The organism is Thermus hydrothermalis (genome assembly GCF_022760925.1).
Classification (GTDB): Bacteria; Deinococcota; Deinococci; order Deinococcales; family Thermaceae; genus Thermus; species Thermus hydrothermalis.
In genome coordinates this window covers 100,432-106,633 of the sequence record NZ_JAKTNT010000001.1, presented here as the reverse complement: position 1 = coordinate 106,633, position 6,202 = coordinate 100,432, and the positions used below count along the sequence as shown (strand labels likewise).

The window sequence follows — 6,202 nt, the reverse complement described above, 5'->3', positions numbered from 1 at the left end:
GCCACACCGCTGACACCGGAAAAGGGCCTGGCTCCTGCGGTTCTCCCTGGCCGTGTGGCCGCACCGGGGGCATTCCTGGCTGGTATACTTGGGATCAACGGCTACCACCTGAACTCCCTTGAGCGCCGCCTTATACTCCAAAAGGGAGCGCAGGCGGGCATAGGGCCAGAGGTTATGCAGGTGCCTTTCCTTAGCCCCTCGCTTGGTAGTTCGTTCTCTGAGACCCGTCAGGTCTTCTATCGCCAGGATGTCCCCAGGCTCCAGGCTGTCCACGATCCGCCTCGTCAGGGTGTGCAGGGCATGTTTTACAAAGCGGGCCTCCCTTCCCGTAAGCCGTGCCCAAAGGCGCTTCACCCCTTTGGTGCGTTCGGAAGGGCAATCCAGCTTGCTCCGTACTTCGGCCCGCTTCTCCAGGTAGTGCAAGCGCTTCCCCTTGAGGAAGCCGCCGGAAAACTGCACCCCGGTGGAGAGGGTAGCGAGCGCCTTCTGTCCCAGGTCAACCCCTACCACCTTGCCCTCACCGCTAGGGGGCTCAGGGGTTTCTATGCGGAGATAAAGGTGGATGTACCATTTACCCCTCGGCCCTTTGGTGAGCACCCCGCCTTGGACGCTCTTAGCCCGTTGCAGAAGGTCCCGCTGGTAGTTGCCCAGCTTCATCGGGATGACCATCCGGCCAGATACCGTGGTCAGCGAAACCGACTCACCCCGCAGGGACAGGGTGCGCTGGTCAAAGGTACAGGAGGTGGGTCGGTAGAACTTGGCCCGACTACCCTTCCTTCGGGCCACACGGAAGATAGCTTGTATCGCCAGGTTGGCCGAGAGTCCCATCGCCCGGAGGTCCCGGTAAACCAGACGTTGCAACCTGAACTTGCGAAACTCCCCCTTCTCTTTAGCTATCCTAAGGGCATGGTTGCAACCCTTAGTAAACAGTTGCACCGTGGCCTCCAATGCCGCCTCTTGTGCGGCGGTAGGCTTGAGGGTGCAACGAAGGGTGAGGGTCTGCACAAACAAAGTATAGCAAGGTGAGTGGGTTTAGCCGCCTTGCGGCGGCTTGGGGCTCTACCTCCCCGACCAACCACTACCGCAGTATGGTCGGGGACTCTTGCCCCAGACCCCGGTTGTTGAAAGTTCCGGGGCATGGCGTCGGCGCTGGTGAGGTAGACCTTCCAGGCGCCCCCCGCCCGGAAAGCGGCCACCCGGGCGTGTTCCAGGAAGCGGGCCACCAGGCTTTTGGCGTGGAAAGCGGGGTGGAGTAGGGTCAGGGTGCTCCGCACCAGAAGGTCCACCCGGGCCCCCGCCTCCGCCGCCTCCACCAGGGCGGAGAGCACCTCGGGGTCGGTAAGGTGGTTGAACTTGAGGATTACCCGGCCCTTGGGATGGGCCTCCGCCAGGATGGACTCCACCAGGAGGGTCCGGATGGCCTCCCCCGTGCGCAACAGGGCGAGGCCGGGGAAACTCCCCTCCCGCACAGCACGGAAGAAGGCGTGGACGTCCCGCACCACCTCCTCCCGGGCGGTGAAGAGGGAAAAGTCCGTGTAGAGCCGCCCATTCTGCGGGTTGTAGTTGCCGGTGCCCAGATGGACGAAGCCCCCTTCCCGGGTCAAGAGGAGCAGGGCCTTGGCGTGAACCTTGCGCTCGGAAAGGGGTAGCACCTCCACCCCCGCCCTCAGGAAACGCAGGTACCACCGGAGGTTCTGCAACTCGTCAAACCGGGCCCGTCCTTCCAGGAGCACATGCACCCGCTTTCCCCGCCGGGCCGCTTCCAGGAGGGCCTCCGCCAAGGGGTTTTCCTCCCCGATGCGGTAAAGGGTGGCGTAGACCTCCACCACCCCGGGGAGGAGGGCCGCCTCGGCGAACCGTTCCACGGCGCCGTAGTCCTCAAAGGGGTGGTAGAGGAGGAGGTCTTCTTGCCGCAATCGCCCTAGGGGGTTTTTCAGGAAGGCCTTGGGGCGGGCAGGCTTAAGGGGAGGAAAACGCCACCCTGAAGGCCCCGCCTCCACTAGGGTTTCCACCAGGGTGAGGTTCAGGGGCGGGGGAAGCCGGAACACCTCCTCGGGGAGAAGGTCCAGGCCCTGGCGTAGGCCCTCGAGCCAGGCCTCCGGGAAGCCCTCCTCGGCCACCAGGAGGGTGGGCACCCCCTCCTGCCGCCCCTCGAGGGCCTGGGCCAACTCATCCCAGTCCGCCCGGGCCCGCTCGCTTTCCAAAAGGCGCAAGACCCGGAACTCGTACAAGGGCGCCTCCTCGGGCAGGAAGAGGTCGCTCCGCGCCCGCACCAAGGCCCCAAGCCGCACGAAGGTACCCTCCCTTCCCGGCACCGGGAGGAGGCGGGGCAGGTCCTGGGGAAGCCGCACCAAGTGCTTGGGCGAGGCGAAGTAAAGGGCCCCGTGGGAGAGGTCGCCCACCGCCTCCCACGGGATGAGGTCCGTGCGGGGGGCCACCACCTCCGCCAGATAGACGCGGAAGTACATCCAGTCCAGCTCGTCCAGGGCCTCGGCGGCGAGGACCTGGAGCGTTGGGGCCGCTTCCTTGAGAAGGGCGCAGTAGCGCTTCGCCGCATAGAGGGACTGGGCCCTCGCCTCTTCCAAAAGGGCCAGGTGGGCCGCATCCCCGCGCCCCTTCAGAAAGATCTTGGCGATGCGGGCTGCGAAGAACTCGTCCAGGTTGCGGTTCCAGATGGCAAGAAAGCGAAATCTCTCCAGAAGGGGAAAGTCGGGTCGCTCGCTTTGCCGGAGCACCCTCCGGTTAAACTGGAGCCAGCTCGCTTCGGGGAGGAGGCGCATTTGCTACAGATTACGCCAGCTTTAGATCAGGAGGAGGTCAAGGAGCGTTCCTTGGCGGTCTTGGACCTGGGCTCGGGAACCTTTCGCCTGGTGGTCTACCGCTACCGGCCTGGGGCGTACTACCTCCTGGCGGACGAGCTAAGGGAGGCGGTGGCCTTGGGGGAAGGGCTTGCAGGGGGGCGCATCGTGGAAGAGGCCCTAGCCCGGGGCCGGAAGGCCCTCCGGGCCTTCGCCGATTTCCTCCGGGCCTCCCCCGTGGACGAGGTGGTGGTCCTGGCCACGAGCGCCATCCGGGACGCCGAAAACGGGCACCTGGTCCTGGAGGAGGCTTGGCGGTTGGGCCTCCGGGCCCAGGTGGTGCCGGGGGAGGAGGAGGCCCGCCTGGGGGTCCTGGCGGTGGCCAACGGCCTTTTCCTGGAGGACGCCCTGGTGGTGGACCAAGGGGGAGGAAGCGCCCAGGTTTCCCGCATGGAAGGCCGCCGCTTCCGCCAGGGGAAGGCCTTACCCTTCGGGGCCCTCCGGCTCACGGAGGCCTTCCTCCATAGCGACCCGCCAAGCCACAAGGAGGTGCGCGCTTTGGAGAAGGCGGTGGCCAAGGCGCTTCGGGGCTTGGGGCTACCGGAGGGTTTACCCCTCGTGGGCCTAGGCGGCAACCTCCGGGCCATCGCCCGCCTCCACGCCAAGGGGCGGGACTACCCCTGGGAACACCTCCACGGCTACTTCCTGCCCCGGGAGGGGTTGGAAGCGCTTTACGAGAAGGTCCTGCGCCTTCCCCTAAAGGACCGGGCCGAGCTTCCCGGCCTCCAGCCCGACCGGGCCCGCACCCTGCCCGCCTCCTTGGCCTTCCTCCGGGCGCTCCTCGCCTATTTCCAAGCCCCGGGGCTTTGGGTCAGCGGGATGGGCATCCGGGAAGGGGCCTTCTTCACCCGGTTCCTGCCGCCACCCCACCTCCTTCCCAACCCCCGGGCCTTCGCCGTGGAAAGCCTCTTCCGCCGCTACCCCTTCTCCGAAGCCCACCGGGACCGGGTGAAGGCCCTGGCCCTGGCGCTTTTCGCCGGGCTTGCCCCCTTGCACCGCCTGGGAGAGGAGGAAAAGCGCCTCCTTTCGGAAGCCGCCCATCTGCACGATATCGGCATGCACCTGGGCTACCACGACCACCACAAGCACGGGGCCTACCTGGTCTTCTCTGAGCCCCTTTTGGGCTTCCGGCACCGGGAGCAGGCCCTCCTGGGCCTCCTGGTGCGCTACCACCGCCGGGGCGACCCCTCTCCCGGGGCCCTAAAGCCCCTCCTGGAGCGGGGAGACGCCAAGCGCCTCCTAAGGCTTTCCGCCCTGTTGCGCCTCGCCGAGATGCTGGAGCGCACCCGCTCGGGCCGGGTGCGGGGGGTGAGGGTGGAGCTTGGGGAAAGGGTTCGCCTTCTCCTCGAGGCCGCGGAGGACCCTTGGGTGGAGCGGGTAGAGGCGGAAAAGCAGGCGGGGCTTTTTCAGAAGGCCTTTGGCTTGGCCTTGGAGGTGCGGTGGGCGGGGGAGTGAAGGGGTCTCGGCCCTTTGAGCTCTCATCCCCTTCCCTACCCCTGTGCCAGTTGCCGGGGAAGACTTCCAAGCACCCGCACCGCCACGCCCCGCAAAGAAGGAGGCCAAGTGGGTGCGCCCGGGTTTCCTGAGGGGCCGGAAGACCGTGTGGACCCAGGTGGTGGTAGCCTGGAGGAGAGGGTTGTGGGTTCGCATACCTTACACAACCCCCCTCTTTGTTTCCCTTTGTCAAGCCCCTACGGACCAAAGTGATTAGAGCTCAGGGGAGGCACCCCTAGACAAATGTTCTCAAATTTGCTAACCTATGGTGTCCCGGAGGTCCCACCCCCCCGGGATTCGGGAAAAGGAGGTAGAGGATTAGCGGGAAGCTTGTCCCTCCTCGGTACCGGGAAATCCGGCGGGTTTTGCGGCGGGAAGGCTTTGTCCCGATGCCCAAGCGGGGCAAGGGGGACCACGAGGTTTGGAAACACCCAGATGGCCGCCTCGTGGTCCTGGATCCCGGCAAGGATCCACCCCCTTTGGGGACGTTCAAGCGGATTTTGCAGATGGCGGGGCTATCGGAGGACCTCTTCCGGAAGGGCGGCGGCCAAAGGGGCAAAGGGTAGGGGAGAGGGGGGCTTCGGCCCCCCTTTTGGGAGAAGGATGAGAAGAGAAGGCGCATATCCGTGCTTTTTGGAAAGGGATGGGACGGGAAGGTGGGCAGGGTTCGCCTTGGACCTGCCCGTGGCCGTGTGGGGGAAGGTTTCCCCTGAGGAGGTGGAGCGGAGCCTAGCCCGGGGCTTGGCCCTGGCCCTTGTGGAGCTCAAGGAGGAGGGGAGGGCTCTTCCTCCGCCCGGGCGCGCCCTGCGCCCCGAAGAGGAGGCGGAGCGGGAGCGGGAAGGCTACTTCTTGAGCTACGTGACCCCTGCCCCCGTGAACCCCGTGAGCCTGGAACTGAGGCGGTCCCTGAAGGCCTCGGGCCTCACCGCCCGGGAGGTGGCCCGGCGCATGGGGACCACCCCTTCTGCGGTGTCCCGCCTGCTGGATCCCTTCTACTTCGGGCACAGCCTGGACACGCTCCGCCGCTTCGCCGAGGCCGTGGGGGGAGAGGTGGAGGTGCGGGTACGAGTTTAGAGTTTAGGGGCGTGGGCCCACCCAAGCGGGATAACCCTAGGGCATGGGAGATACCCAAAGCCGTCGCCGCTAAGAAACAGGCCTGGAAGCGGTGGGGGGCGAGAAAACAGGGTCCCTACTCCGGTGGAGGCCTTATGCGGCCCTTACGAGGAAAGGTCTCCGCCTGCGCCGGGGTCTCCGTCCCCCGGGCCTACGACAGGGAGAAATCCCCTGGAGGGCCTGGAGGCTTGTACCCCCCTTTACCCCCTGGGGGTAGCTCACTGCGTCCAATACCTCAAAGCCTCTTCAAAAGGGGACTAGGGTAGTGTCCACCCAGAAGCACCAAGTCCTCTCCCAAGTGGCGCTCCCGATTTGCCTCTGCACGTAGACCTCGTACCCTGCCCCCGGGGTCGGGGGCTCGTGGGGGATGATTACAAGGGCGCTGCAGCCCTTTCTCAAAACTTGCACCCCTCGTATATCCCGCATAAACGCTCATCTCCCACACCTATCCCCAGAGAGGAAGGCTAGAGCCTGAGAAGCGAGAACTCCCGCGTGGAGACCCGTGCCACCAGCTCAGGAAAGACCCCCCTCACCGCCTCCCTCTCCGCCTGGCCGTGGCCCTGGGGGAGGAGGGCTTTGAGGGATGCCCCCAGGTGAGGGCTTGGCGGGATGGCCATGGGTAGGGGTTGGGCTGGGGGTATAGCACCCGTCATCAGAGCCTTTTTCAAGGGGTCACGGCAGATAAGTATCCCCCTGGGTGCACAAGTGGATGGTTTTGAGGTCCGCAACGGCGTACC

At 65.7% G+C, this 6,202-nt stretch carries 6 protein-coding genes; 3 read left to right on the top strand and 3 right to left on the bottom strand.

The features are described 5' to 3' along the window. Together L0C60_RS00560 and L0C60_RS00555 are read right to left on the bottom strand one after the other, a co-directional pair. Nucleotides 1-1,005: RNA-guided endonuclease InsQ/TnpB family protein (locus L0C60_RS00560; protein WP_243092381.1), on the bottom strand; the 1,005-nt coding region annotated here is incomplete at its 3' end. After that, complete coding sequence (locus L0C60_RS00555; protein ID WP_234507804.1) at nucleotides 894-2,780, bottom strand: phospholipase D-like domain-containing protein; 1,887 nt, start codon at nucleotides 2,778-2,780, stop codon at nucleotides 894-896. The genes L0C60_RS00555 and L0C60_RS00560, both read right to left, overlap by 112 nt. Here L0C60_RS00555 and L0C60_RS00550 point away from each other — a divergent pair, their 5' ends adjacent. From L0C60_RS00550 to L0C60_RS00540, 3 genes are all read left to right on the top strand, one after another. After that, nucleotides 2,781-4,313: a Ppx/GppA family phosphatase gene (locus L0C60_RS00550; RefSeq protein WP_234507803.1), complete on the top strand. Its 1,533-nt coding sequence runs from the start codon at nucleotides 2,781-2,783 to the stop codon at nucleotides 4,311-4,313. 356 nt (nucleotides 4,314-4,669) lie between these two features. Further along, nucleotides 4,670-4,918, top strand: a complete 249-nt coding sequence (locus L0C60_RS00545) for a type II toxin-antitoxin system HicA family toxin (protein WP_326491141.1) — start codon at nucleotides 4,670-4,672, stop codon at nucleotides 4,916-4,918. A gap of 37 nt (nucleotides 4,919-4,955) precedes the next feature. After that, complete coding sequence (locus tag L0C60_RS00540; RefSeq protein WP_243092380.1) at nucleotides 4,956-5,426, top strand: type II toxin-antitoxin system HicB family antitoxin; 471 nt, start codon at nucleotides 4,956-4,958, stop codon at nucleotides 5,424-5,426. 503 nt (nucleotides 5,427-5,929) lie between these two features. Here the strand turns inward: L0C60_RS00540 and L0C60_RS00535 are convergent. Beyond that, on the bottom strand, nucleotides 5,930-6,118 hold the full coding sequence (locus L0C60_RS00535) for a hypothetical protein (protein WP_234507800.1): 189 nt from the start codon (nucleotides 6,116-6,118) through the stop codon (nucleotides 5,930-5,932). Between the last annotated feature and the right edge of the window lie 84 nt (nucleotides 6,119-6,202).